This window comes from Pseudarthrobacter sp. PvP090, from assembly GCF_040547365.1.
Taxonomy (GTDB): Bacteria; Actinomycetota; Actinomycetes; order Actinomycetales; family Micrococcaceae; genus Arthrobacter.
Map to the genome: position 1 here is coordinate 74036 of NZ_JBEPPO010000008.1, position 23232 is coordinate 97267.

At 64.8% G+C, this 23232-nt stretch carries 25 protein-coding genes; 13 read left to right on the forward strand and 12 right to left on the reverse strand.

What is annotated here, in order from left to right; translation table 11 throughout:
- The first annotated feature begins 24 nt into the window (after nucleotides 1-24).
- Nucleotides 25-1620, forward strand: a complete 1596-nt coding sequence (locus tag ABIC21_RS11135) for an MFS transporter (protein ID WP_354350465.1) — start codon at nucleotides 25-27, stop codon at nucleotides 1618-1620.
- Nucleotides 1621-1745: 125 nt separating this feature from the next.
- Complete coding sequence (locus tag ABIC21_RS11140; protein ID WP_354350466.1) at nucleotides 1746-2132, forward strand: SHOCT domain-containing protein; 387 nt, start codon at nucleotides 1746-1748, stop codon at nucleotides 2130-2132.
- Between the two features lie 47 nt (nucleotides 2133-2179).
- Here the strand turns inward: ABIC21_RS11140 and ABIC21_RS11145 are convergent, their stop codons facing one another.
- From ABIC21_RS11145 to ABIC21_RS11160, 4 genes are all read right to left on the reverse strand, one after another.
- Complete coding sequence (locus tag ABIC21_RS11145; RefSeq protein ID WP_354350467.1) at nucleotides 2180-2845, reverse strand: GAP family protein; 666 nt, start codon at nucleotides 2843-2845, stop codon at nucleotides 2180-2182.
- A gap of 36 nt (nucleotides 2846-2881) precedes the next feature.
- On the reverse strand, nucleotides 2882-4036 hold the full coding sequence (locus ABIC21_RS11150) for an AI-2E family transporter (protein WP_354350468.1): 1155 nt from the start codon (nucleotides 4034-4036) through the stop codon (nucleotides 2882-2884).
- 65 nt (nucleotides 4037-4101) lie between these two features.
- Nucleotides 4102-4488, reverse strand: a complete 387-nt coding sequence (locus ABIC21_RS11155) for an SHOCT domain-containing protein (RefSeq protein WP_354350469.1) — start codon at nucleotides 4486-4488, stop codon at nucleotides 4102-4104.
- Nucleotides 4489-4581: 93 nt separating this feature from the next.
- Complete coding sequence (locus tag ABIC21_RS11160) at nucleotides 4582-5043, reverse strand: hypothetical protein (protein ID WP_354350470.1); 462 nt, start codon at nucleotides 5041-5043, stop codon at nucleotides 4582-4584.
- Nucleotides 5044-5282: 239 nt separating this feature from the next.
- Here ABIC21_RS11160 and ABIC21_RS11165 point away from each other — a divergent pair, with 239 nt between their 5' ends.
- The 3 genes from ABIC21_RS11165 (at nucleotide 5283) to ABIC21_RS11175 (ending at nucleotide 7151) form a co-directional block, all read left to right on the forward strand.
- Nucleotides 5283-5792 carry a DUF2252 family protein gene (locus ABIC21_RS11165; protein WP_354350471.1) on the forward strand — a complete coding sequence of 170 codons (510 nt, stop codon included), beginning with the start codon at nucleotides 5283-5285 and terminating at the stop codon, nucleotides 5790-5792.
- A gap of 43 nt (nucleotides 5793-5835) precedes the next feature.
- On the forward strand, nucleotides 5836-6213 hold the full coding sequence (locus ABIC21_RS11170; RefSeq protein ID WP_354350472.1) for a PLDc N-terminal domain-containing protein: 378 nt from the start codon (nucleotides 5836-5838) through the stop codon (nucleotides 6211-6213).
- 107 nt (nucleotides 6214-6320) lie between these two features.
- On the forward strand, nucleotides 6321-7151 hold the full coding sequence (locus ABIC21_RS11175) for a class II glutamine amidotransferase (RefSeq protein ID WP_354350473.1): 831 nt from the start codon (nucleotides 6321-6323) through the stop codon (nucleotides 7149-7151).
- A gap of 92 nt (nucleotides 7152-7243) precedes the next feature.
- On the opposite strand, the gene ABIC21_RS11180 is transcribed toward ABIC21_RS11175, so the two are convergent.
- The 4 genes from ABIC21_RS11180 to ABIC21_RS11195 all read right to left on the reverse strand — a co-directional run bounded on the left by ABIC21_RS11180 (nucleotide 7244) and on the right by ABIC21_RS11195 (nucleotide 10401).
- Nucleotides 7244-8674, reverse strand: coding sequence for a hypothetical protein (locus ABIC21_RS11180; protein ID WP_354350474.1), 1431 nt, complete (start codon nucleotides 8672-8674; stop codon nucleotides 7244-7246).
- Nucleotides 8675-8783: 109 nt separating this feature from the next.
- Nucleotides 8784-9104, reverse strand: coding sequence for an SHOCT domain-containing protein (locus tag ABIC21_RS11185; RefSeq protein ID WP_354350475.1), 321 nt, complete (start codon nucleotides 9102-9104; stop codon nucleotides 8784-8786).
- 30 nt (nucleotides 9105-9134) lie between these two features.
- A complete protein-coding gene (locus tag ABIC21_RS11190; protein WP_354350476.1) occupies nucleotides 9135-9563 on the reverse strand; it encodes a DUF6325 family protein in 429 nt (142 codons plus the stop codon).
- Between the two features lie 277 nt (nucleotides 9564-9840).
- Nucleotides 9841-10401 (reverse strand): potassium channel family protein, encoded by a 561-nt coding sequence (locus tag ABIC21_RS11195; RefSeq protein ID WP_354350477.1) that lies wholly within the window; start codon nucleotides 10399-10401, stop codon nucleotides 9841-9843.
- A 202-nt stretch (nucleotides 10402-10603) separates the two neighbouring features.
- On the opposite strand from ABIC21_RS11195, the gene ABIC21_RS11200 reads away from it, so the two are divergent.
- The 4 genes from ABIC21_RS11200 (at nucleotide 10604) to ABIC21_RS11215 (ending at nucleotide 16874) form a co-directional block, all read left to right on the forward strand.
- Nucleotides 10604-13186, forward strand: coding sequence for a LuxR C-terminal-related transcriptional regulator (locus tag ABIC21_RS11200; RefSeq protein WP_354350478.1), 2583 nt, complete (start codon nucleotides 10604-10606; stop codon nucleotides 13184-13186).
- 256 nt (nucleotides 13187-13442) lie between these two features.
- Nucleotides 13443-13829, forward strand: coding sequence for an SHOCT domain-containing protein (locus ABIC21_RS11205; protein WP_354350479.1), 387 nt, complete (start codon nucleotides 13443-13445; stop codon nucleotides 13827-13829).
- A gap of 68 nt (nucleotides 13830-13897) precedes the next feature.
- Entirely contained in the window at nucleotides 13898-15364 is a 1467-nt protein-coding gene (cls, locus tag ABIC21_RS11210) for a cardiolipin synthase (RefSeq protein ID WP_354350585.1), read from the forward strand.
- 157 nt (nucleotides 15365-15521) lie between these two features.
- The gene (locus ABIC21_RS11215) at nucleotides 15522-16874 is read left to right on the forward strand and encodes an acyl-CoA dehydrogenase family protein (RefSeq protein ID WP_354350480.1); all 1353 of its coding nucleotides are present in this window, start codon (nucleotides 15522-15524) and stop codon (nucleotides 16872-16874) included.
- A gap of 41 nt (nucleotides 16875-16915) precedes the next feature.
- On the opposite strand, the gene ABIC21_RS11220 is transcribed toward ABIC21_RS11215, so the two are convergent.
- Nucleotides 16916-17254, reverse strand: a complete 339-nt coding sequence (locus ABIC21_RS11220; RefSeq protein ID WP_354350481.1) for a YnfA family protein — start codon at nucleotides 17252-17254, stop codon at nucleotides 16916-16918.
- 434 nt (nucleotides 17255-17688) lie between these two features.
- Between ABIC21_RS11220 and ABIC21_RS11225 the strand changes: the two genes are divergently transcribed.
- Both ABIC21_RS11225 and ABIC21_RS11230 read left to right on the forward strand, forming a co-directional pair.
- Entirely contained in the window at nucleotides 17689-17991 is a 303-nt protein-coding gene (locus ABIC21_RS11225) for a DUF4193 domain-containing protein (protein ID WP_354350482.1), read from the forward strand.
- Nucleotides 17992-18069: 78 nt separating this feature from the next.
- A complete protein-coding gene (locus ABIC21_RS11230) occupies nucleotides 18070-19017 on the forward strand; it encodes a hypothetical protein (protein ID WP_354350483.1) in 948 nt (315 codons plus the stop codon).
- Nucleotides 19018-19047: 30 nt separating this feature from the next.
- Here ABIC21_RS11230 and ABIC21_RS11235 read toward each other — a convergent pair whose 3' ends face one another.
- The 3 genes from ABIC21_RS11235 to ABIC21_RS11245 form a co-directional block, all read right to left on the reverse strand.
- A complete protein-coding gene (locus tag ABIC21_RS11235; protein WP_354350484.1) occupies nucleotides 19048-19395 on the reverse strand; it encodes a YegP family protein in 348 nt (115 codons plus the stop codon).
- 202 nt (nucleotides 19396-19597) lie between these two features.
- Nucleotides 19598-20575, reverse strand: coding sequence for a dienelactone hydrolase family protein (locus tag ABIC21_RS11240; RefSeq protein ID WP_354350485.1), 978 nt, complete (start codon nucleotides 20573-20575; stop codon nucleotides 19598-19600).
- 79 nt (nucleotides 20576-20654) lie between these two features.
- Nucleotides 20655-21386: a TetR/AcrR family transcriptional regulator gene (locus tag ABIC21_RS11245; protein WP_354350486.1), complete on the reverse strand. Its 732-nt coding sequence runs from the start codon at nucleotides 21384-21386 to the stop codon at nucleotides 20655-20657.
- 105 nt (nucleotides 21387-21491) lie between these two features.
- Between ABIC21_RS11245 and ABIC21_RS11250 the strand changes: the two genes are divergently transcribed.
- A complete protein-coding gene (locus tag ABIC21_RS11250) occupies nucleotides 21492-22214 on the forward strand; it encodes a DUF2306 domain-containing protein (RefSeq protein WP_354350487.1) in 723 nt (240 codons plus the stop codon).
- Entirely contained in the window at nucleotides 22211-23206 is a 996-nt protein-coding gene (locus ABIC21_RS11255; RefSeq protein ID WP_354350488.1) for an NAD(P)-dependent alcohol dehydrogenase, read from the forward strand. Before ABIC21_RS11250 ends, ABIC21_RS11255 begins: the two co-directional genes overlap by 4 nt.
- Nucleotides 23207-23232 lie beyond the last annotated feature (26 nt).

The window sequence follows — 23232 nt, forward strand, 5'->3', positions numbered from 1 at the left end:
GACAAGCCCGGGAGCCGATGAGAAATGAAAAAGCCGGACGGCGGCGGCACCGCGGCGGAGCCCTTCAACAGCAGACTCGCGCTGTTGCTGGCGATGGCGATGTTTGTGCTGGTCGTCGACACCTCGATCATGAACGTTTCAATCTCCGCCGTGGTGAAGGACATCGGCTCGACCGTCAGCGGCCTCCAGTCAGCGATCGCGCTCGAAGCGCTGGTGTCAGCCGCATTCATCCTGATCGGCGGCAAAATCGGCGACCTGATCGGACGGAAGCGCGCCTACGTGATCGGCCTGGTCTGTTATGCCATCGGCGCCGTGGCGATGACGATGGCGCAGAGCCTCCTCCCGATCATCATCTTCTGGGCCGTGATCGGCGGCCTGGGCGCCTCGCTCCTGCTGCCCGCCATGCAGTCCCTCATCCACGGCAATTTCGAGGGAGCGGCGCAGAAGCGGGTCTACGCCCTGGTCGGCGCCTCGGCTGCGATCGCCGCGGCCGTTGGGCCCTTGCTCGGCGGGTTCATCACCACGTTCCTGTCCTGGCGCGTCGCCTTCATGCTTGAGGCCGTCATCATCGCGGTGGTGCTGTCCGGCATCAAGCTCGTTCGCGACGTGCCGTTCGAGGGGTCCCGGTCACTGGACCTCGTTGGGTCACTGCTGTCGATCGTGGGCATGGGCGGTATCGTGCTGGGCATCCTGGTCTGGCAGGAGGGCGGCGAATCCGTGGGGGCGCTCCTGGCCGTGGGCGCCGTCGGGCTGGGCGGCCTGATCTATTGGCTCGCGCGGCGGAAGCGCCACGGAAAGGCGACGCTCCTGGACCCCGACCTCTTCCAGTCGAAAGGCTTCCGGTTCGGGGCCACGGGACAGATGCTCCAGCAGGTCGCCCTCGGCGGCACCATGATCGTGTTGCCCATTTACCTTCAAATGGTGCTCGGATACAACGCCATGCAGGCAGGATTGTCGATTGCGCCGCTCTCGCTCACGATGTTCGCGGTCGCGATGCTCGCCGGTAAGAGGGCCGGGAATCGCCGCCCGGCCAGCCTCATCCGGTGGGGATTCCTGCTCTTGATCGTGGGCCTGGTGGTGCTGGTTCCGATCGTGCCGCGTGCGGACTCCGGCTGGTGGCTGCTGGCGCCGCTGATCATCGCGGGATGTGGCCTGGGGCTGCTGGTGTCCCAGCTCAACAACTACACCTTGTCCCCGATCTCGGACGAGCGGGTCAGCGAGGCCGCCAGCGTGAACTCGGCGTCAGGTTCGTTCGGGTTGTCTTTGGGGCTCGCCTTTGCGGGCGGCATCATGCTGGCGTCGCTCTCCTCCATCTTCATCGGCATGGCGACTTCCAGCACGGTGCTCGCGCCCGACCAGCAGCAGCAGGTCTCGCAGAGCCTGGAACAGGACGCGCAGGTGATGAGCGATGAGCAGCTCGAAAGCCTCCTTGCCGGCCAGCCGGAGGACGTAGCGAACGAAATTGTCCGCATCAACACCGAGGCCCGGCCCCTGGCCCTCCAGATCGCGCTGTTGGTGCCGATACTTGCCGGCCTCGCCGGGCTGGTCACGTCCTTCCGCATGATGAGGCTTCCAGATCCCAAGCCCTCCGGTGCCGGGGAAGGCGCGATCCTGGGTTGAGTTTTCTGCGGGCCGTCTTCACCGGTGAATTCACCCCCAGCGGATGAGGAATTCACCGGAACTCCGGGCAGAAAATGTTTATATCCGCCACTGGCAGCGGCATCAAACGAAAGTAGGGAAACCAAATGAGTTTCTGGGAGAACTTTTGGGATATTTTCTGGTGGTTCATTTATGTGTATGCATTCTTCGCATTCCTGTTCGCGTTGTTCGTCATCATTGGTGACATCTTTCGCGACCGGGAGCTGAACGGCTGGTTGAAGGCCGTCTGGATCGTATTCCTGGCCTTTCTGCCCATCCTGGGCGTGCTGGTGTACCTGATTGCCCGCGGCAAGGGCATGACCGAGAGGGCGAGGGAACGGGCCCGCCAGAACCGGGAAGCCTCGGATGCGTACATCCGCCAGGTGGCCACTGCGAGCCCAACCGAAGAGATTGCCAAAGCCAAGGCCCTTCTCGATGCCGGAACCATCAGCCCTGACGAGTTTGAAAAGATCAAAAGCAGCGTCCTGGTCTGAGGACACGCAGCCCGGCGTCCAGCTCTGAACGGTACCGAAAGGACCGTTCAGAGCTGGACGAACGTGTAGCCGACGATGAACACGCCGATCGCCAGTGTCGCGACCGCCGCAATCGTCTGGCCGTTTTGCTGCATCCACGTGTAGATGGCGGTCAGCGGCACTTCGGCCCGCTCCGGGGAGCGCATCCATACGGCGATCGGCACGACGACTGCTGACTGCGTGACCGTTGCATAGGCGAGAACGATCAAAATTCCCTGCAGCAGCGGCGGTTCCCGGACGCTGATCACCGCACCGGCGGAAACCGCCAGGAGGATCGCCTTGGGGCGGAGATTCAGCCCCAGCCCCAGGACCACGAATTCCCACGGGCGTGCGGACTGGAACCTCGTCTTCATTTTGCCCAGTACAGCGCTGTCACCCTGGCCTCGGTGCCCGAAAAGGTAAACGGCGTAGGCAATCAGGAAGAAACCGGCCAGGAAGCCGAGCCACGCCAGGAGCTCGTCCTGCTTCCATCGCGGCGTACCCGGCAGGAACTGCAGCCCGACGGCCGACAAGCCGACAACAATGAATGACCCGGCGACGCTGCCAACCAGGAAGGGCACTGCGCCGCGGCGTGGCTCGGGGGAGAGCAGAATCATGATGGTGATGCTTACGGGCACGGTGCTGATCGCCCCTGCCAGGGCGAACAGCACCAGGCTGGGGATGAGGCTCAGCACGTCGTCACCTGGCCCGCGGAAATGACCGGCGGCATCTTATGCCTTCGGTGCGCTGCCGGTGCCCGGGTCGCCGGATGCCCGCCGTGCCCGGCGGGCGCGGATCGCGTCGTCCTCCTGCTTGAGGAGTGCCTCAAGGTCCTTTTTGTCTCCTGTCAGTGGCCGCCACCAGGCGATGGCCGGGTCGGAGTCGAGGAGGATCGTGCGGGCGAGGAGGGTGAGCGGTACGGCTAAGATGGCGCCGACGGGCCCCAGGATGAGGGCCCAGAACAACACGGAGGCGAACGTCAGTGTCTCGCTGAGGGCCACGGCATTGCCGACGTACTTGGGCTGGATGATGGACTGGATGACGCTGTTGATCCCGCCATAGATCACGATGACAGCGAGGACGGTCGGCCATCCGCCCGTGAGGAAACCGAAGAAAAGGGGCGGGATGATCGCGATGAAATAGCCGATGTTCGGAATGAAGCTGCAAATGAATGACAGCAGCCCCCACAGCAGGGCACCCGGGACCTGCAAAATAACCAGGACCAGCCAGTTGAAGAGGCCTTGGGCCACTCCGAGGACGGTAGTGGCGATCATGTACCGGCGGACGCCGCCGCCAAAGCCGTTGAAGGCGGTGACCAGGTCCGGCCGGTGGTAGTTCAGATGGGTCAAGAGGGCCGGTACGCGGGAGCCGTCCACCGCCATGAGGATCAGCATTGTCAAAATCACCACGAGGCCGCCCACAATGCTGGTGATGTTCCCCAGGACTCCCGCGAGGAATCCGATGATGCGCCCCGGAGTGAAACCGTCAACGACTGCCTGCGTCTGTTCGGGGCCGAAGCCCACTGACTCCAGCCGCTGGGTGATGGAGGCGCCCAGTTCGGCAATTTGGGGAGCGTATTGCGGCAACAATGCGGAGAACTGCGCCAGCGAGGCAACCAGCACTGCGGCGAAGCCGGCCAGCAGGGCGAAGACGGCCGCGATGGTGGATCCAGTGGCCAGACCCCGGGGCACTCCGTGCCCTTGCATCCAGCGCCGCAGGGGATGAACGCAGAGCGTCAGCACAAAAGCAAAGAACACCGGGGTGACAACCCCTCGCATCGCGGCAATGCCGAAAGCCACAACCGTCGCGCAGGCCAGGGTGAGCAGAATAATCGCAGAGCGGGGGAGGACTGGACGTGGAGATGGGTCCGCTGGTTCCGGCCCCATGGAGCCCTCCTTCGGTCGGCCCGGATATCGTCTACAAACGCGGCGGCCTTGTTAGCAGGACCGCGTCAGCTCATGACCCTTGTCTTGATCCTTTGGAACTCGTCAGGGCTGATGGTTCCGGAGTCCAGGAGGGCCTTGGCTTTGGCGATCTCCTCCGTCGGGGTCGCAGAGGCTGCCTGGCGGATGTAGGCATCAGCAGTCTCCTGGTTTCGTCGTGACCGTTCCATGGCCCGCTCGGTCATGCCCTTGCCGCGGGCAATCATGTACACCAGTATCGTCAGGAAAGGCACGAAGGCCAGGAAGACAATCCAGACGGCTTTCCACCAGCCGCTGAGGTGATGGTCCCGGAAAAGGTCCGCAATGACCATGAAAAGCGCGTACAGGAAGGCGAAAATTGCATATACAAAAAAGAACCACCAGAAGATTTCCCAGAAGTTTTCCCAGAAATTCACTCGGCATCCCTACTTTCGATTGACGCGGCTTGTGCGTTTACTCAGGGCTACTTGAAAATGGCGTCAGCGGGAGGCGCCCGGAAATTCCGGGCTTCAGCAGTTGACGTCAGTCACGAGGTCGCTCAGTGCGGCCTGGATGTTGGCGGCTTCGTCCCGCAGGGAGTCGGCCGCCTCGGTGAGTGTCGCGTCGTCGTCGATGTCGTTGACGGCTGAAGCGAACTTGTCTTCGGCGGACCGGACGGCGTCCACACGCTGCCGGGTCCCGCTCCCTATCGCGGAGACCAGATCGTCGTAGGTCTTCACCACCTGGTCCCGTGCCGCGCGGACCTGCTCCACCGTGGCACCCGGCTGGAGGGTGTCCTTGAAGCCGGTCAGGGCGTCGGCATAGGCATCGGCGGCAGCGCAGACAGGCGAAACGGTGGCCTGCGGACTGGACGTCGTCGCCTGCGGGGTGGAGGTGGCCGCTGGAGGGCTGGTCGTGGTGCAGCCGGCGAGAAGCGCAGCTGCGGCACCGAGCGCGAACAATCGAGCGAGGACTGGTTGTGGTCTCGACATTGGAGGCCCCTCTCAGATGGGCATTCGCCTGGCAGCCCGGTCACCGGCAGGTAAGTCCATCGTTAGCCCCGGGCCGGGCGCGTGGATCACCCGCCGGGGGTGATATCGGGGCGCTTCAGCCACGTACCGGGCCCACAACCGGGGCCAGCTGGTCCGGTCCCCACCACGCCCGGGAAGCGGGCAGCATCGGGGGCCGGAGGACTGTTCCGGCGGGCAAAGGATTGTGGGAAGATGCGGTCATGCGCGCCACAGAGCTGCCGGAGCGGGACGCCGTCGGAATCCTGGAAGGTCAGCATGCCACCCGTCTTGCGGACCTCGTTCCGGTGCGTGTGGGACGGATGCTGGAAACACCGTTTTCCTTCAACCGAGATGCCGCAGCTGTCATGGCGCATGATGTGGCCGGCTCGCCCGTCACCGGTCACACCCACATTGCGAGCGGCGACGCGCACCCGGCCAATTTCGGTCTTTTAGCGAGCCCCGAACGACGTCAAACGGCGACCGAACGCTACTACGTTCAGGTGGACGCAGAATTTCTGGCAGCCCGGCAGTCGGCAGCCCGCGAACGAACCAGGACCGAAGAGAAGAAGGCCCGCCAGCGAACATCTGAACAAGCCACGGGACTTCTACATCCGCCAATTCCGCGGCATCAAGGGTTCCTTTGCCTTGGAGGAAATGAACGCGGCGGACCAGACGGAAGCCGACCATGCAGCGCTGGAACAAGCCGTCCGGTCGGGGCGGCTGCCCGCTGAACGGGGTGTGTGAACCAAGCCCATACGGCTGAAAGGAACAGGCATGAATTTCTGGGACTACTTCTGGCTGATGATTTCGTTTCTGCTTTACGTTTCGTACCTTGTGGTGCTGTTCCTCATCGTAAAGGACATCTTCTCCGACTCGACGCGCACCGGATGGAGCAAGGCTGTCTGGGTACTCGTCCTCATTTTCCTGCCCGTCTTCGGCGGTCTGGCCTATCTGATTGCCTTCGGGCAGTCCATGTCCCTGCGTCAGGCTGCCAGGAGCGATGTGGCGAGGGACGACGTCGACAATTATGCCTCCCGGCCGGCCGGGACCAACCCCGCGGAGCAAATTTCCCAGGCCAAGACCTTGATGGATGAGGGTGTGCTGACGGCGGAAGAGTTCGCCGCGCTCAAGCAGCGTGTGCTTCGCCAGTGATTCGACACCCTGGGCACGCGGACGAGTCACCCGCGGGGAGTGATGCGCGGCCGCCCGGCCAGTGATGGAATCGTGTGGAATTCCCGCCTGAGTAAAAGGAGAATGACATGTGCCGCTGGCTCGCGTATTCGGGTTCTCCCGTGCGATTGGATGACCTCCTGTACAAGCCCGCCAATTCGCTCGTGATGCAGAGCAAACACGCACGCATGGGGGTCGAGACCACCAATGGGGACGGCTTCGGCGTCGGCTGGTATGGGTCCGCGCCGTTTCCCGGCGTCTTCCACAGCACGGAGCCGGCCTGGCATGACCGCAACCTGCGTGAGCTCGCAGGGCAGGCATCGGCAGGCCGCGTCTTCGCACACATCCGGGCCACGACCGGCACTGCGGTTCAACAGACGAACTGCCACCCGTTCCGCCACGGCCGGTGGTTGTGGATGCACAACGGCGTCCTCACCGACTTTCCCAAGGTGAAGCGTGACCTGGCCATGGCCGTCGATCCCAGCCTCTATCCCGAAATCGAGGGATCGACGGACTCGGAAATGTTCTTCTTCCTCGCGCTCACCTTCGGCTTGGAGAAGGACCCCCGCGCGGCCGTCGCTGCAGCGGTTGGACTCATCGAGGACGTCGGACGGCGCCACGGCATCGAACACGCGATTCAGATGACGGTGGCAACTACCGACGGCGACACCACGTGGGCATTCCGCTACGCCAGCGAGGGAAATCCCCGGTCACTCTTCCACAGTACGGACATCGCTACCCTTCGCGCCCAGTACCCGGACAACCCCTTGCTCCACGATCTGTCCGACGATACCCGGTTGGTCGTATCCGAACCGCTGGGGGATCTTCGCGGGGCGTGGCAGGAAGTGCCGGAGTCCACTTGCGTTGTGGTGCATGGGGCGGGGCAGGACCTGTTCGCATTTTCGCCGTCAGTCGCCTAGCGCTAAGGACCGCGTCAGCACCCCGGGACGGGCCGTGTCAACCACCCCGGGGCATCTGAGCGTCACGGTAAACAGCCGGCGCTGGCGGTTCGTCAGGGGAGAGGGCGTGTTGGATTTAAGTCCTCAGACGGCCCGCCGGCCACCGGTTCGGCCACCGGTTCGGCGACCGGCCCTGCTCCGGTTGCATGGCCTGCAACAACGGCAGGGCGGCACAGGAGTTCGATCAGTAGAATCGCCAGCCCGGCCAGGACTGCCGTCCAGATGGCCACGGCCGCCGTCGGGTACTGCCAGAGGATGAGGACCAGCACGGCTACACCGATGATGACGGCCTCCAGGATCCGCCGGTAGCGGGCCAGCCAGTGCTGCCACGGTTTGGCCTGCCCGGCGCCGACCTTTCCGGTCACGTAGTCTCCGGCCCGCGCCAGGCCGTCCCGGACAAACTCCGCCGGCCGGGAATGACCGCTCAGGAAAGCGGCTACGGCAATGAGCAAACCCACCACGAAGACAAACCGTATGCCGGTTCGGAGCGGTGTCAGGAGGGTGTCAACGAGGCTTTGAGCCGCAGCGGGGGAGACTGTCGCCGACGGGATCGAACTGAGGAAGATATTCAGCCCGATGGCAAGTCCGAGGGCCAGCACTGCCATGGCCACTGCCACTGCCAACCCAACCCGGCTCGTTGTACGCCGCCTCCAGCCATGGGGCGCCACCGCAATCGCGCCGAGTGCGCTCAGCACCGTAAGCCAGGCCAGTATCGGGGCAGTCCGGTCCAGCGTTCTGATGGCCTCGGCGGCCCGGGCCAGTTCCGGCGACTGCAGCAGGGTGATCTGCGCGTCAACTTCCGGAATCCTGGTAGCTATGTCCACCCCTTGCTCAATAAGGAGGGTTTTGACCCGGGCAATAATCTCCTTGGTGGAAATCGTCACCGTGCCGCTCTCGTCGAGGCTGAGGGTGCCGCCGGTGTTCCCCGTCGCGAGGTTGATGAGTCCTTGGTGCGCCACCCGGTTGACTTGGATCCACAGATCCTGGAACTGCGGGCTGGCAACGAACCTGGACACGGCGGTATGGATCAAGGTTTTGGCCTGCTCAGCAATGGCCGGTGCCAGTCCGGTGATCACCGCCGCGGCGCGGGGTGCGACGTTGCCGAGCTCCGTCATTGCATCCCGGGTGATGCCTTGGATGTCCACCGCCTCAGTGATCTGGGTGGTGACCTTGTTGGCGATCTCGGCCTGGATGGCAGGGTCCGAGGCCAGTGGTGCGACTGTGGCCACGTAGCGGTCAGTATCGAGGACCTCGCTGCGCAGATAGAGGGCAGGGACAGTGGCGCAAGCCAAGACGGCGGTCAGAACCACAAGAACGACGGCGATAATCCGGCGGGCCAAGACCGCTCCCGTTCCGGGAGGCCGCAGGTTGGTCTTTGTGGCTTCGTCCCGTTCGAGCTGCAGCCGGGCAACTTCGGCGCGCAGCCGCAGTATTTCGTCCTGCTCCGGGCTGCCGGGGATCCGGGAGTCATCATGGAGTGACATCAGCGCACCCCGCCCGATTAGCGTCCGCGAGGCTACGTAATCGCGACACGGGAACCACCTCCAACGTTTGGTTTTGCGGTCAGTAATGCCTGGCTTTTCCAGGCTGTTGTCACATCAGGAGCCGGGCTTTCGCTGCAGCAAATTCGTCGTCAGTGAGAAGGCCCGCGCCGTGCAGGTCGGCGAGTCGGGAGAGCTGCTCAGCCAGTTCTCCACCGCCCGACGGCAGGGGAGGGGCCGGCGTTGGCAGTACGGGCGGGGTTCGGGCACTCGGGGCTGCGTTGCCTGCCCCAGCATTTTGGAGGGCTGTTTCCTGGTCACCCGGCGCTGCGCGGCGGCTGGCGGCGGCTGCCACTTGTGGGGTGCCCGAAATCGCAGTCGTTCGGGAAACCGTTCCGAGCAACCCGGGGCGGCCGCTTCTGGCAAATGGCATGAGAAGGTCCCTTTTGTCGGTGAATCCCGTTCAGCTTGTGGTGACGCCATCTGCTTCGATGGCGACGACTGCAACTTCCTGCGGGATTCTCGCCTGCAGGGCCGTCACCCCACCTGAGCGCCGCACCTCCTCTGAAAGTCGCTGTGCCCAACGGTGTTCGACGACGGCGACGAGTGCTATTTCGTTGGGTCCGATCGTCTCCGCCGCCAGCCCAAGGTCGGCGTCGTTGAGAAGTGTCAGCGGCCTGGAATCACGGATCATGCCGGTCCATGCCGCTGGGAGGTCATCCTGCAAGTCACGGACGTGCACTACGCCCTGCCCATCCCGGCTTACCAGGGCCAAATCAGCCAGGGCCACCGCGCCGGACTTGACCGTCTCGCTGAGTGCCTTGATGACGGTGGCGTCAATGGTCGGTTTCGGAAAGGCACAAATAATCACTTCCAATGGGCCGATCTTCATCTGAGGCTCCTGTTCCCGCGCGGGCAGTCGTGACAATTTTCATTGTCCACGTGGCGTGCGGGCCCGACCCCACCCACCCAGGGTGATCTGTCGACGCGCTAAACAGAACTTCGCCTGCGGCGGAGCGGCCGCCGGGGACAGGGCCCACGGCCGGGGTGCTTGTCAGGATGGCCGCAGCCGACGTCGGAACCTGATTTTCCGGGGCCAGGCCATTCCACCGCCAGCTGCCGTCAACGCACGGGTCCAAAGCTCATCCGTTCGGGGTGAGCAACCGGCATTACCCGCCCAGACGCCGGCCCGCCGCGAAAAAGGCGACTTTGGCAACCAGGACAAGGGCGCCCAGACCGGCGATCATCTGAACCGTAACGACGGCCCGCGCGAGTTGGCTCACCGGGGTAATGTCACCGAACCCGACCGTCGCGAACGTGACGGTCGTGAAGTACAAGGCATCCACCCGGCTCAGCGGTTCGGTGAAGGCCGAGGAGTCCGTGGTCGACATCGACATGTACAGCAAAGCGAAAAGACACAGAAACATTAACACGGTCTCAACGACTGCTTCGGCCGCGCGGATCTGGGGAACTTCGGCCGCGATGATCATCCGCAATTGAATGGCCAAGGCGGCCAGAAATGCGACCAGGACGACCCCGAGCCGGATCCAGGCCGCGGCCGGGTTGTTCTCATTGAACCCGCTTACGGGAATGGCGAAGTAGAAGAAGAGGAGAATTGCGACGAAAACCGCCAGCCGCAAAACAGCCACCACAAAAACGTGGCGCCTGGCGGCCTTATCCAGTTCCCGGACAAAGACCGGTTCTTTGCGGCTCCCCTGCTTAGCGGCCATGACTGATGGTACCCCCGGGCAGGCAAAACATTTCCCGGGCCCTGCGGCGCCGCTGGCCCGGCCCGAATTTTGGCTCAGAAGTCCCGCGCGCAAGGACCTTTTGCCCCTGTTGGACCCTTATGCACGCTCCTACGATGAGGACGTGGGAGAGACTCGAGTGCCTGCATCTGTGCCAGGTCCGCAGTCCAAGGCCCGTCCACCATTGCGCAGTCTTGGGGCCCTGGAGCGGCCCCGGCTGGACGGCGCTTTGACCGCGGCCGCTGATGCCCACCGGCTGACCGTGGTCGCCGCCCCGGCCGGGTACGGGAAGACCACCTTTTTGGGTGACTGGGCCCGCAACTGCGATCTGCCCTGCGCCTGGCTGTCCCTCGACCGCTTCGATGCCCAGCCGGCACGGCTTTTCCAAGGCGTTGTCGGTTCCATCCAGGCTGCCGCGGGCCAGCTCCCGTTGCCCGGCAACAACGCGCTGCTGGCCCTGGATCAGAGCCTCGCGGATGACCGTGCGGCGTCCTACGACCTCCTGCTCGGTGCCCTCGAACAACTCACAGAGCCGATGGCGCTGGTCATCGACGATGTCCACCTGGCCGGGCCCGAGTTGGCGGCTGGGATCGTCGGGGTCCTCGCCGCGTCAGCCCCGCCCACCCTTCGGTTGATCCTTGCCGGGCGGGGCCATCCTCCCATTCAGCTGGAACGGCATAGGTTCGGGGAAGGTCTGGGGCGATTGGGCGCTGCGGAACTCGCCCTAACGCGGGATGAAGTTGCCCAGGTTGCCTCCTCGCTTGGACAAGACGCGTCGTTCGATGCCGAAACTCTCTGGCGGCTGACTGCCGGATGGCCGGTCGCCGTCCATGCAAGCCTCACCGCCCTGGCGCAGGACCGTCACGTAGCAGGCCGGTGCACCAATACTCCCTCCGAGAACCTGCCGCTTTCGGATTACATCGCCGAGGAAATACTGGACCAGCTCGACCCGCCGCTGGCGGACTTTGTTCTGCGCGCCACGACATGCGAATGGCTGGGCCGCCGTCTCGCCGTCGAACTTCACGGCCAGCCCGACGGCGGCCTGCTCCTTGAGTCCTGCCTCCGCAACGGCCTGTTTATCGAGGAGCACGAATACCGCGACGGTGAATCCATGTACCGGTGGCACTCCCTGTTCGCGGCGCAATGCCGCCGGATACAGGAACGGAGGGACCCGCTTCTCGCCGAAAGACTTCACCGCATCGCGGCGCGGTATTACCAGGACACGGATGTCTCCGAGTGCGTGCACCAAGCGCTGCAGGGGCAGGCGCCCCGCCATGCTGTCGTTTCCATCGGAGCACACTGGCTGGAGTTCCTGCTCCGGAACGGCGCACCAGCCCTTGAGCAATTGTGTCTCGACCTCCCGGCGCCGTGGAACGCAGACGCCGAGATGCTCATGATCAGGTCGGTCTGCCGGGACCTCGAGGGCGACGGGGCCGGGGCCTCGGAACTCAGTCAACGTGCGATGGCGCGTACCGCCGACCTGGACGCCGCGCGGCGGGACATGCTGGACAGTCGCCGTCGCCTCTTCGAGCCGTTGCCGGCCACCGGCAGGGTGGACGTGCGCCTCCCGGTCGTCGACGGACGGGTAACTCCCGGTTTCCATGCCGAGGATCAGCCCGCCACCTCCGCGACAGGCATGTTCCTGCTCGCCCAGGCCGAGTTCCGGCTGCACCGCAGCGGACAACAGGCAACAGCACTGCTGGAGTCGGTACTGGGCGACCGCGGCAATCAGCAACTGGAGCAGGCGGAAGTCTGCGCCGGTGCGGAAATTGCTTTGGCGTACGCCATCGCCGGCGACCTCGTCACTGCCGACGAACTTGCAACGCAGGCGCTGGAGAGGGCGGATGCCCGCGGCTGGAGTTCGCAGGACCGGATGGCGGCCGCCTGGCTGGCCCGCGGCATTGCGTACTACTGGCGGGACGAGCTGAAGGGGGCGCGGGCCCACCTCGTCAAGGCCCTGCGCCTGGCGAACAAGTTGTCCGCCCTCGGCGCGCTCGCCGTTGTCTACCAGGTTCTGGTTGACTGTGCCTCCGGCGACGAATCGCATCTTGCCGACTCCAGCGCTGCGCTGGAGTCCGTCCACGATCGAGGGCTGTACGGCGTATCGTGGAACGACTTTCACACCATTGCCAGGGCGAAGCTCGCCGAAGCACAAGGGGACTTGGACGGCGCGTTGGCTGTCGTCGAGCCGATGGGTGCAGGCGGGCACGCGCCCCTGGTGGACACGCTGCTCGCAGAACTCCTGCGTCGCGGCGGCGAGGTCAGCGCGGCCCAGCGCTGCGCAAGCGAACTGACCCAGCCACACCGCAACCACTACCTCGACACGAGCATGAGCCTGACAGAGGCGCTCCTGGCCCACGGGAACAAGGATGAGGCCACCACGCACGAGCGGATAGAACATGCGGTCTATCGTGCCGAGCCCCAGTCCGTCCTGCGACCTTTCACCGAGCGGCGGGTGGATATCGCAGAATTATTGATTCGGCACGCCGTGTGGGGCACCACGCATGAGTCTTTTGTCGCGGCCCGGATGGCACGCCACGCGCAGGATCACCCGCAGCTGCGGACACGGTCCTACTGGACCCTCACTGACCGGGAACGCGAGGTCCTGGCCTACATGCGCTCAGTGATGACTGCGGCCGAGATCGCCGAGGCGCTCTACATTTCGGTGAACACTGTCAAGACACACGAACGGTCCATTTACCGCAAACTCGGGGCGGCGGGGCGGCGCGATGCCCTGAAGACCGCCGCCGAGCGGGGGATTGTCTGAAACGTCCGGCCTGGCGGCCGGTACGGGATTTCATTCCCCGGGGATGATGGCGGTCACCGGCGGGGCGCCAAGAATTGTCATACAGGCCACTGGTTTGCTGGACGAAGCAGCAAAGGTCCAAGCCTCACTTGGCGACTTCGGAACTGCAGCCAAGTGCTAAGGTCCGGGACTCTCCGGTGGGATTGGTCCAGTCCCGCGCGGGAGCCACGCTGCGCTGATACAAAACACGGCAACATTTGAAAGCAGGAAAGCCGAAATGAGTTTCTGGGAAAACTTCTGGGATATCTTCTGGTGGTTCTTCACCGCCTGCGTATTCTTTGCCTATCTGTTTGGAGTTTTTGCGATCATCGGTGACCTGTTCCGCGATCACAAATTGAACGGGTGGTGGAAGGCGGTCTGGATCTTTTTCCTGTGCTTCATGCCCTTCGTGTCACTGCTGGTATATCTGGCCGCCCGTGGCGACGGGATGGCGGAACGGTCGATAGAACGCGCGCGGCGGGACCAGGAAGAGGCGGATTCCTATATCCGGAGGGTTTCGTCGGCGAGCCCCACCGAGGAGATAGCGAGAGCCAAGGCTCTTCTGGACGCCGGAACCATCAGCGCGGATGAGTTCGCGAGGATCAAGAACAGGGCATTGGTCTGACGGCGCCTGTGGTCCCTCCTATCAGAAGGACATTCGCTAATTCCCCGGGAGAAGGGACCTAGGTGCCAGTGCGCGAATTCCTGAGTGACCCCGAGACCATCGCTTTGCTCGCGCTGGCGGCCCACATCTTCCTGGTCGGGGTGGCAGCAGTCCTCGTATCCATGAACCGTCGCCCGTCGTCGGCGATTGCCTGGGTGCTGGCCATCATCTTCATACCGCTGCTCGGTGCGGTCGCCTTTTTCTTTGTTGGAAACTCGAAGCTGCCCAAGCACCGCCGCGACAAACAGCGGGAGGTCAATGACCTGGTCCTGGCGCGGACGGAGGGGAGTCCGCTGATCAGCAAGGGCCTTGACTGGCCCGACTGGCTGCATTCGATGGTGGCATTGAACAGCAATCTGGGGGCGCTCCCCATGGTCAGCGGCAACAGCGCCGAACTCCTGCCCGACTACAACGGCACCTTCGATGCCATGATCGCGGAGATCGAGTCGGCGGCCAGCTACGTCCACGTGGAGTTCTACATCCTTGTCCTCGATTCAACCACGGAGCCGTTCTTCCAGGCGCTGGCACGGGCACAGGCGCGGGGCGTCGCGGTGAGAGTGCTCTCCGATGACTTGGCGGGCATCATGTTCCCTGGCCGCAAGGAAACCATCAAGTACCTGCGGGACGCCGGGGCGGAATATCACCCCATGCTGCCGTTGCGGCCGTTCCATGGGCAGTGGCAGCGGCCCGACCTGCGCAACCACCGCAAGATCCTCGTCGTCGACGGACACGTCGGATTCACCGGATCGCAGAATGTCATCGACGCCAGTTACCTCAAAAAAGGCAACCTCAAACGCGGGCTTCAGTGGCACGAGCTGATGGTACGTCTCGAAGGGCCCGTTGTCCGCGAGCTGGATGCGGTCTTCGCGACAGACTGGTACAGCGAAACGGGGGTGCTGCTGCCGCTGGATTCGCCGTCCCGAGTCCCCGACCCGGGGTCTGCGACCATCGACGCACAGGTGCTGCCCAGCGGCCCCAGCTTCGACAACGACAACAATCTCAAGCTCTATGCCGCGCTCATCCATAAAGCGGAGCGCCGTGTCAGCATCACCAGTCCGTACTTCGTGCCGGACGAATCCATCCTGATGGCCATCGTCACGGCCGCCGCCCGGGGACTCAGCGTCGAGCTCTTCGTTTCCGAGGTCGGCGATCAGAGCATGGTGTATCACGCGCAGCGTTCGTACTACGAGGCGCTGCTCCGCGCCGGCGTCAGGGTCTACCTCTACAAGGCCCCCAAGGTGCTGCATTCCAAGCACTTCACCATCGACGAGGAGGTCGCGGTGATCGGGTCCAGCAACATGGATGTCCGCTCGTTCAGCCTCAACATGGAGGTCTCGGTTCTGGCGCAGGGGCGGGAGTTTGTGGATGCAATCCGCGGGATCGAGGACGCCTACCGGGTGAACAGCCGTGAACTGCAGCTGGAGGACTGGATCCGCCGGCCCGTGGCCCAGAAAGTGTTCGACAACCTGGCCCGCCTGACCGCGTCCCTCCAGTAGCGCACAGGTAAACGGCGGAGAGCCCCGGTCCGGACTCCCCGCCGCCACCCGGCGTCACATCGCTTGCAACCCGGGATGACGCGCGCTAACGTTAACTTGAATCTTCAAGTAATTGTGGAATGGGATTGAGTGTGTTCGTACAACGGTTGGACCTGAAATGACAGTTTTGTCCGAGTCGACGGCGCAGCGGCTGCCGGCCCCGCAGGCCACCGTGCGCAGCCGGGTCACCGTTCCACTGCGTTTTCCGGACGGGTTCACCGCCACCGCAGAGGTGCTGGCGTTCCAGGGTCTGGCCGACGGCAAAGAACACCTGCCGCCTGGCGTCGGGTCCGGCCGTGGGGCGATCATGGCTCCGCCCGCTCCTGACGACGTGCTCGGCCGGATTGACGAAATCGTTCCCCGACTGCGGGACCGGGCCGCCGAAACCGAGCGCTTTCGCCGCCTTCCAGAATCCACGATCGAGGAACTGCGGGACGCCGGAGTCTTCCACCTGCTTTCTCCGAAGGCCGTCGGGGGCTTCGGCATGGACGTCGAGACCTACGCCCAGGCCATCCGCCGGCTCGCCCGGGGCTGCGCCTCCACAGCCTGGACGGTTGGGCACCTGATCGAGCACGTCTGGATGCTGGCACGGTGGCCGCAGCAGGTTCAGGACGAAGTCTTTGCAAACAGTCCCACTCCTTTCGCGGCTGCCACCTCGGCGCCGGTGGGGGTGGCCACGAAAGTCCCGGGAGGCTACGCGATATCGGGCGTTTGGAGCTTCGCCTCAGGCGTGATGCATTCTGATTGGGCGCTGCTGGCAGTGCAGCACGACAACACGCGGTTGCAGTGCCTCGTCCCGATATCCGACGTCGAGTTGCTGGACGTTTGGCACACTGCAGGGCTGCGGGGCACGGGCAGCAATGACATCCGGGCAGAGGAACTGTTCGTCCCAGGCTACCGAACGGTGGACTGGGCGCTACTGGGGGCAGCGGATAACCCCGGCAGCCGGATCCATCCGGATCCAATCATCCACACGCCCATGTCCACGCTGCTGAACATGGTGGCACCCGCAGCCGCCCTGGGGGCCGCCGAGCACGCCGTCGAATTGTTCCGCGAACAGATGCTGGTGCGCAAGGTCAAAAACACCCTGGAGGAGCGCCAGGCGGATTCACCAGCCGCTCAGGCCCGCTTCTCCCGGGCCAGCGGGCTCGTCGTCACCGCACGGTTGCATTGGCAAGAAGCCGTCAGGATTGTCGCTGCCTCCAATGAACGTCAGCCGTCCACGTTGACGGACGAGGAACGTGCCCAGTCCCGGCTCTCCCTCGCGCTCAGCGGGGAGGCCTCGGCTGAAGCGGTGCGTCTCATCATGTCGGGATCAGGAGGGAGCGCCCACCGGCTTTCGCATCCTCTTCAGCGGATCCAACGCGACGTCAATGTCCTGCTCAATCACCCAACCGTGGCTATGGATCCCATCCTTGAGCAGGCGGGACGCGGCCTTCTGGGCCTCGGGTTCACGAGTCCCTCGTTCTAACCGGACATGCCGGGAGGCGCGGTGAAGTCCGCATCTCCGCACTAGCCGGTGCTTCGTGGTGCAAACATGATCAGGGCCACGCCGAGCAGGCAGACCACCGAGCCAATGATGTCCCACCGGTCGGGCCGGAATCCATCGAAGATCATGCCCCACGCGAGCGAGCCGGCCACAAAGACGCCCCCGTAGGCTGCGAGGATGCGTCCAAAGTGCGCGTCAGGCTGGAGGGTCGCAACGAAGCCGTACGCGCCCAGGGCGAGGACGCCGAGCCCGGCCCACCACCAGTCCTTGCCTTCGCGGACCGACTGCCAGACCAGCCAGGCGCCGCCGATTTCCGCTGCGGCGGCAAGCACGAACAGCACAATCGATTTTGCGATAGTCACGGCCCTATCATGGCAGGGAGCCCGCGGGCCGGTGGTGCCTCAAGGCTCCAGCCAGTGCTGAGTGTCGTTGAAGACGCATCCCTGGCGGCTGCATTGCCGGGCACTCACTCGCCAGTCGGGCTGGCTGGAAGCCGCAGGGCGCTCGTCTTTCCAGATCGGTATGACCCTCGAACCGCATTCACGACACGGCGTCTCCACATGGGCGCGCCTCTGCGCTTTGTTCATAATTTCCCCCCAAAGAAACTCACCAGAATATAGCCTTAAATCGAACGAATGTACAAACTAAATCCCGCTGACGGTGATCGAGGCGCCGTTGCCGCCGGCTCGCTTTCGGGTCGTAACGTAAGGAGTTTCCCGTCGGGGGGAATACTCGAGCGGTCCCGTCTGTTGAACAGCTATCCGACACGCAATCCGAAGAAGAGAGAATTACGTCAGTGGCAACCGATTACGACGAAGTACGTTCCGACGTCAAGGAATCGCAGGACAGGTCCTTGGAGGCACTGCAATCTGCCAATGCTCCGGACGCCCGCAGCGTGGCGCGCGAGCTGGACGAGACGGATTCGCTGGACGATTCGATCGTCCCCGGCGGAGAATTCGTCGCCGAGGAACTCATCGTCCAGGTCATCCCGCAGGCGGAGGATGAATTCACCTGCTATTCCTGTTTCCTGGTCCGGCACCGGTCCCAAATCGCGCGGGAAAAGAACGGCCACCTCTACTGCGTGGACTGCGAGGGCTAGAGCAGCTGAGACACCCGCTGCCGCGGCGGCGGCACCGCACCCTGTGACGGAACCATGGGAAGCACTTACAATCGGCGCATGACCGTACTGGACTGGCTGCTGGCTGGCGACCCTTCTGTTCGATGGCAGGCATTGAGGGACCTTGCCGACGCTCCCGTCGACGTCGTGGCCGCAGAGCGCGCACGAGTGCTTACCGAGGGGTCGGGCGCACGGCTGCTGGCTCTGCGCGGAGCGGACGGCCAATGGGCCGGGGGAGCGTACTTTCCCGCGCAGGGTGGTGATTCCGACGACGGGGGCCAGCCTTGGACCGCCACCACCTACAGTCTCCTGCAGCTGCGCGACTTTGGCGCCGAACCGGACAGTGAGCAGATGCGCCGGACCGTGGCCCTGGTGCGGGACAACTGCCGCTGGGAGGAGGGCGGACAGCCCTATTTCACCGGCGAGGTCGAGCCCTGCATCAACGGCATGGCCGTTGGGCTCGGCGCCTACTTCGGCCAGGACGTCGACGGCGTGGCCGCCCGGCTGGTCAACGAACAGCTCGACGACGGCGGGTGGAACTGCTGGGCGGAGCACGGCGCCGTCGTTTCCTCGGCCGCGACGACGATCAACGTACTGGAAGGCCTGCTGGCCCACGAGCAGTCCACGGGAGGCTCCGCGGAATCTATCGAGGCGCGACGGCGGGGCGAGGAGTATCTCCTCGAACGGCGGCTGTTCCGCCGCAAAAGCACGGGCGGGGTGATTGACCCGGCGTGGCTGGAGTTGTCCTTTCCGACGCGCTGGCATTACGACGTGCTCCGTGCCCTGGAGTATTTCCGGTCCGCCGGTGGTCCGCCTGACCCGCGCATGGCCGAGGCCATCGGGCTGCTGCGGTCCAAAAGGCAGCCCGACGGTACCTGGCTGCTGGAAAACACTTATCCGGGGCAGGTCCACTTCGAACTGGAGGACGGCGACGGGCGCCCCAGCCGCTGGAACACCCTGCGGGCGCTCCGGGTCCTGCGCTGGTATGACGCCGGAACGCACCCGTAGCCAACACTGCGGGTTCGCGACCGCCGTCATTCACCGATCGGCGTACGCTGCACCGGTCCATCTCGGCGAAGATGCTGCCCGCCGGAGGGTTTTGGCTCGGGCGTGGAAAGCGTCGGCGCGTTTGTGCCAGTCGTGCCGGGCCTGCGGGGAGTCTCCGGTGGACGCTGATCCCTGAACGCGGCCCTGCACGCTTGCCTCAGAGCACAGGTCGGTGATGAGCCCCGTTCCGGCGCACTCCCTTACGGCGGCGATGCCGGCCACGGCGGCGGTCTTGTCGCGGAACGCAGCCGACTCCGCCATCACGGTCCCGTCCGGTGCCTTGAGCCGGAATCGGAACTTCGACTCCGCATCCACAAACAGTTCAAATTTGCCGGCCATTGCCATCCTCCCGGTCTGGGGAGCCTGCCCACCGGCGTCAATACCGTGGATCAGGCCGGAACGCATCGCTGCGTCCATGTCCCGGTGCTCTCGTCGACCGATCACGAAGATCGGTTCATCTGGTGTAACCAGTCTGTTTCAGGCCCCCGGGACCCACAAGACGAGGCACGTAAACCCTGGGTAAAAGCTGTGCAACAACCGTTCAAACGTATTTGGTGAACCAGGCCAGCGTGTCATTCCAGGCGGCAGTGGCCTGCGCTTCTACGTAGCGCGGCCCGGTGTCATTGTGGAAGGCGTGGTCGACGCCGGGATAAACAGTGAGCTGATGGCGGACATCCGTGGCTGCCAGGGCGTCCCTCAGCGCCGGCAGGGCGCCGGTGATCCGCTGGTCGAGTTCGGCGTAGACGCCGAAGACCGCCGGCTTGATGGCCGGGACTTTGTCCAGGTCGGGGGAGGGCCCATAAAACGCCGCAGTCGCCTTCAGCCCGGGAAGGTCCGTCGCCGCATGCCAGGTGATGCCCCCGCCGAAGCAGTATCCAGTCATGGCGATCCGTCCCTCTTCGACGAAGTCCCTTGTCTGCAGGTAATCAAAAGCCGCTGTGAAATCGGCGACATGGCGTTGGGCGCCGGCCGCTGTCAGCGCCCCCGGGACCGCGTCGCGGTCCATGCCCGCGGTGCCACCTTCCCTGCTGAGCAGGTCCAGCGCCAATGCAGCGTAGCCGGCCGTAGCGAAGCGGCGTGCCACGTCCTCAATGTGCGGAGTCAGCCCGCGGTTCTCGTGGCAGATCAGGACGGCCGGTCCGGCTGCCCCCGCCTCCGGCCGGGCAAGATAGGCGTAGACCTCTGTTCCCTCAGCGGGGAACCGCACCGTCTCTGTCACCAGACCGGGTGCTCCCTCGGGGACGGAGAGCGGGCTCTTGGCCCCCGGCACGGGCCCGAGGGACGCCGTGCCGGTCCCCGTGCCCGACGGCGAGAGGCTGGGGGTTGGCATGGGGTCTGTGCTGCGCGGGACTTCCTCCGGTGTGCAGCCCACCAGCAGCATCGCCGCCGAGGCCGCTGCCATGCTCCCGGTAATGAAAGCCACACGGCGCGTAAACGTCCGTTGGCTCAGGGCGCCCGCGCGATAATCGTCGAAGAATTCCTCGATCAAATACTTCTCAAACTTGCCAAGCTTGGTCATGAGGAGCCTCCTGGAGTGTGCGCATATCCTCCTCCGAAGTCTCGCATCCGGCAAGGGCAATGCCGGGCTGGACGGCCGCCTAGGTGCGGCCCGGCGTCGCCCGCGTCGATGACCAGCCCTGCTCGTGGAGCCGCTCAAAGCCGTCGAGGAGTAGGTCGAGGGCGAATTCAAACTCGAATTGGTCGTCGCAGCCGTGCCCGACCACCGAACCCTCCTCGTGGTTCATCGAGGTGGCGATCGCGACGATGTTCGGATAGCGGGCCGCCATCTGCTCGAGCATGGCGGCCCGGGCCTCCGGTGGAATCTCTGCCGGGGACGCCGCCGTCGGACCTGCCGGGGCGTCGAACAGTTCCTGGGTGAAGCCCCACATGCGGCCCCCGATGGCATGCATCACATGGTGCGTGAGGTCGACGGAGAAGCCGCCGGCCAGGAACATGCCCGTGAACGAGTCCATGTAGGCCAGGACGGCGGGCGTCTTGTTGGTTCGCGATTCGATGGCCTGGCGGGCCCACGGGTGCCGCTGCAGCGCCTGCCTCGCCGACAGCACCCGCAAGCGGACGGCGCTCTTCCAGCCCTGGCCCGGCGCCGGGGGATCGATCTCGCCGATGAGGCTCGCGACCATCCCGTCAAGCAACTCGTCCTTGTTGGCGACGTGCTTGTAGATTGCCATCGGCACCACCCCGAGCTCCTCGGCGAGCCGGCGCATGCTGAGCGACTCGAAGCCCACGGCATCAGCGAGTGAGACGGCGGCCTGCAGCACCCGCTCCCGGTTCAAGGGCGTGCGGCGCGTGGCCTCCAGCTGCTGGGTCATCCCGACAACCTTTCCCTAGCGGCATGCTCTTGACAAGTGTACTGCGTACACCTAGCTTTGGGGCAATAGGTGTACGCCGTACACCACCTGAACTGAGGACCTGCAATGACGACCAGACCCAGCATCGCCCTCCAGCCTTCCATCCGCCCCACGCCGAGCCGCGGACCCTCGTGGGCCGTGCCCGCCGCCCTGATCCTCCTGAGCCTCATCCCGGTAATCGCCGGGGCGTCGCGGATGACGGAGCTCGTTGGCGGTGCGGCCATCACACCCCAGAACGCACGGTTCTTTGCCTCACCCGTGCCCGTCGTGGTCCATATCGTCAGTGTCACTATCTACAGCCTGCTCGGTGCATTCCAGTTCTTGCCGGCGCTGCGGGGCAGGCGCGGCTGGCACCGCCTCGCCGGAGGGATCCTCATTCCGGCCGGCCTGTTCGCGGCCCTCTCCGGGCTGTGGATGTCGGCCTTCTATCCCCTCCCGGATGGCGACGCGGACGTCCCGGTTCGGCTGCTCTTCGGCTCGGCCATGCTGGTAAGCATTGTCCTTGGGGTGACCGCGGTCAGGCGCCGGGACTATGTCCGGCACGGCGCGTGGATGACGCGCGGCTATGCGATCGGCGTCGCGGCGGGAACCCAGGCCCTCGTGATTCTGCCCTGGATGCTGCTCGTGGGAACGCCCGACGAACTGACACGGGCACTGCTGATGACGGCGGCCTGGGTGATCAACCTGGCCGTGGCCGAATATTTCATCCGACGACGCGCCCGGCTCTCCTCCCGCACGCACCGTCCCGCCGGCCGCTCCGTCCGGACCGCTGCGGTGGTGTCACGATGAGGGCCGCCGTGTACCGGCACTTCGGACCTCCGGAGGCCGTGCGGGTCGAGGAGATACCCAAGCCCTCACCGGGCCGCGGCGAGGTGCTGGTCAAGGTTCACGCGAGCACGGTGAGCGCCGCCGACCACCGCGCCCGCGGCCGCGACGTTCCCCGAGGGCTGGGGATGCTGGCCGCGCTGGCGCTGGGCATCTTCAAGCCGCGACATCGCGTGCTGGGCATGGACGTCGCCGGGGTTGTCGAGGCGGTCGGAGCGAACGTAACGAAGTTCAGGCCCGGCGACGCGGTGATCGCTATGCTCGGCGCCAGCTTTGGCGGGCACGCCGAATATGCCTGCGTCCGCGCGGACGGCGCCATCACGGCCAACCCCCGCAACATGACGTTCGAGGACGCCGTGACGCTTGTCTTCGGCGGCCTCACGGCACGGGTCTTCCTCGGCCGCGCCGGCATCAAGCCGGGTGACACGGTCCTGGTCAACGGAGCCTCCGGCGCGGTGGGAACGGCCGCCGTGCAGCTCGCGAAACAACTGGGTGCGCATGTCACGGGCGTGAGCAGCGCCGCCAACGCTGATTTGGTGGCGTCACTGGGCGCGGACCGGGTGCTGGACTACTCTGCCGTGGACTTCACCGCGGAAGATGTGACCTACGACGTCGTTATGGACTGTGTCGGCAATCTGCCGTTCGAGGGGGCCGCGGCCTCGATCAAACCGGGCGGAGCGCTTCTGCTCGTCGTTGCCGACCTCAACGGCATACTGCTGGCCCCCTGGCGCAGCCGGGCGAGCGGAAAGCTGGTCACCGCCGGCAGCGTCAAATACACAGCCGAGGATCTGGCGTTCCTCGTCCACCTTGCGGAACTGGGGCAGTACCAGGCGGTCAGGGAACGCAGCTACGATCTGGCCGACGTCGTCGAGGCGCACCGCTTCGTCGGCACGGGGCGCAAAAGGGGCAACGTTGTCCTGCGGCTTCCAGCCGGCGCGGCAGCCCGAATGTCTTAATTCGACATGCTAATGCCCCACGCCAC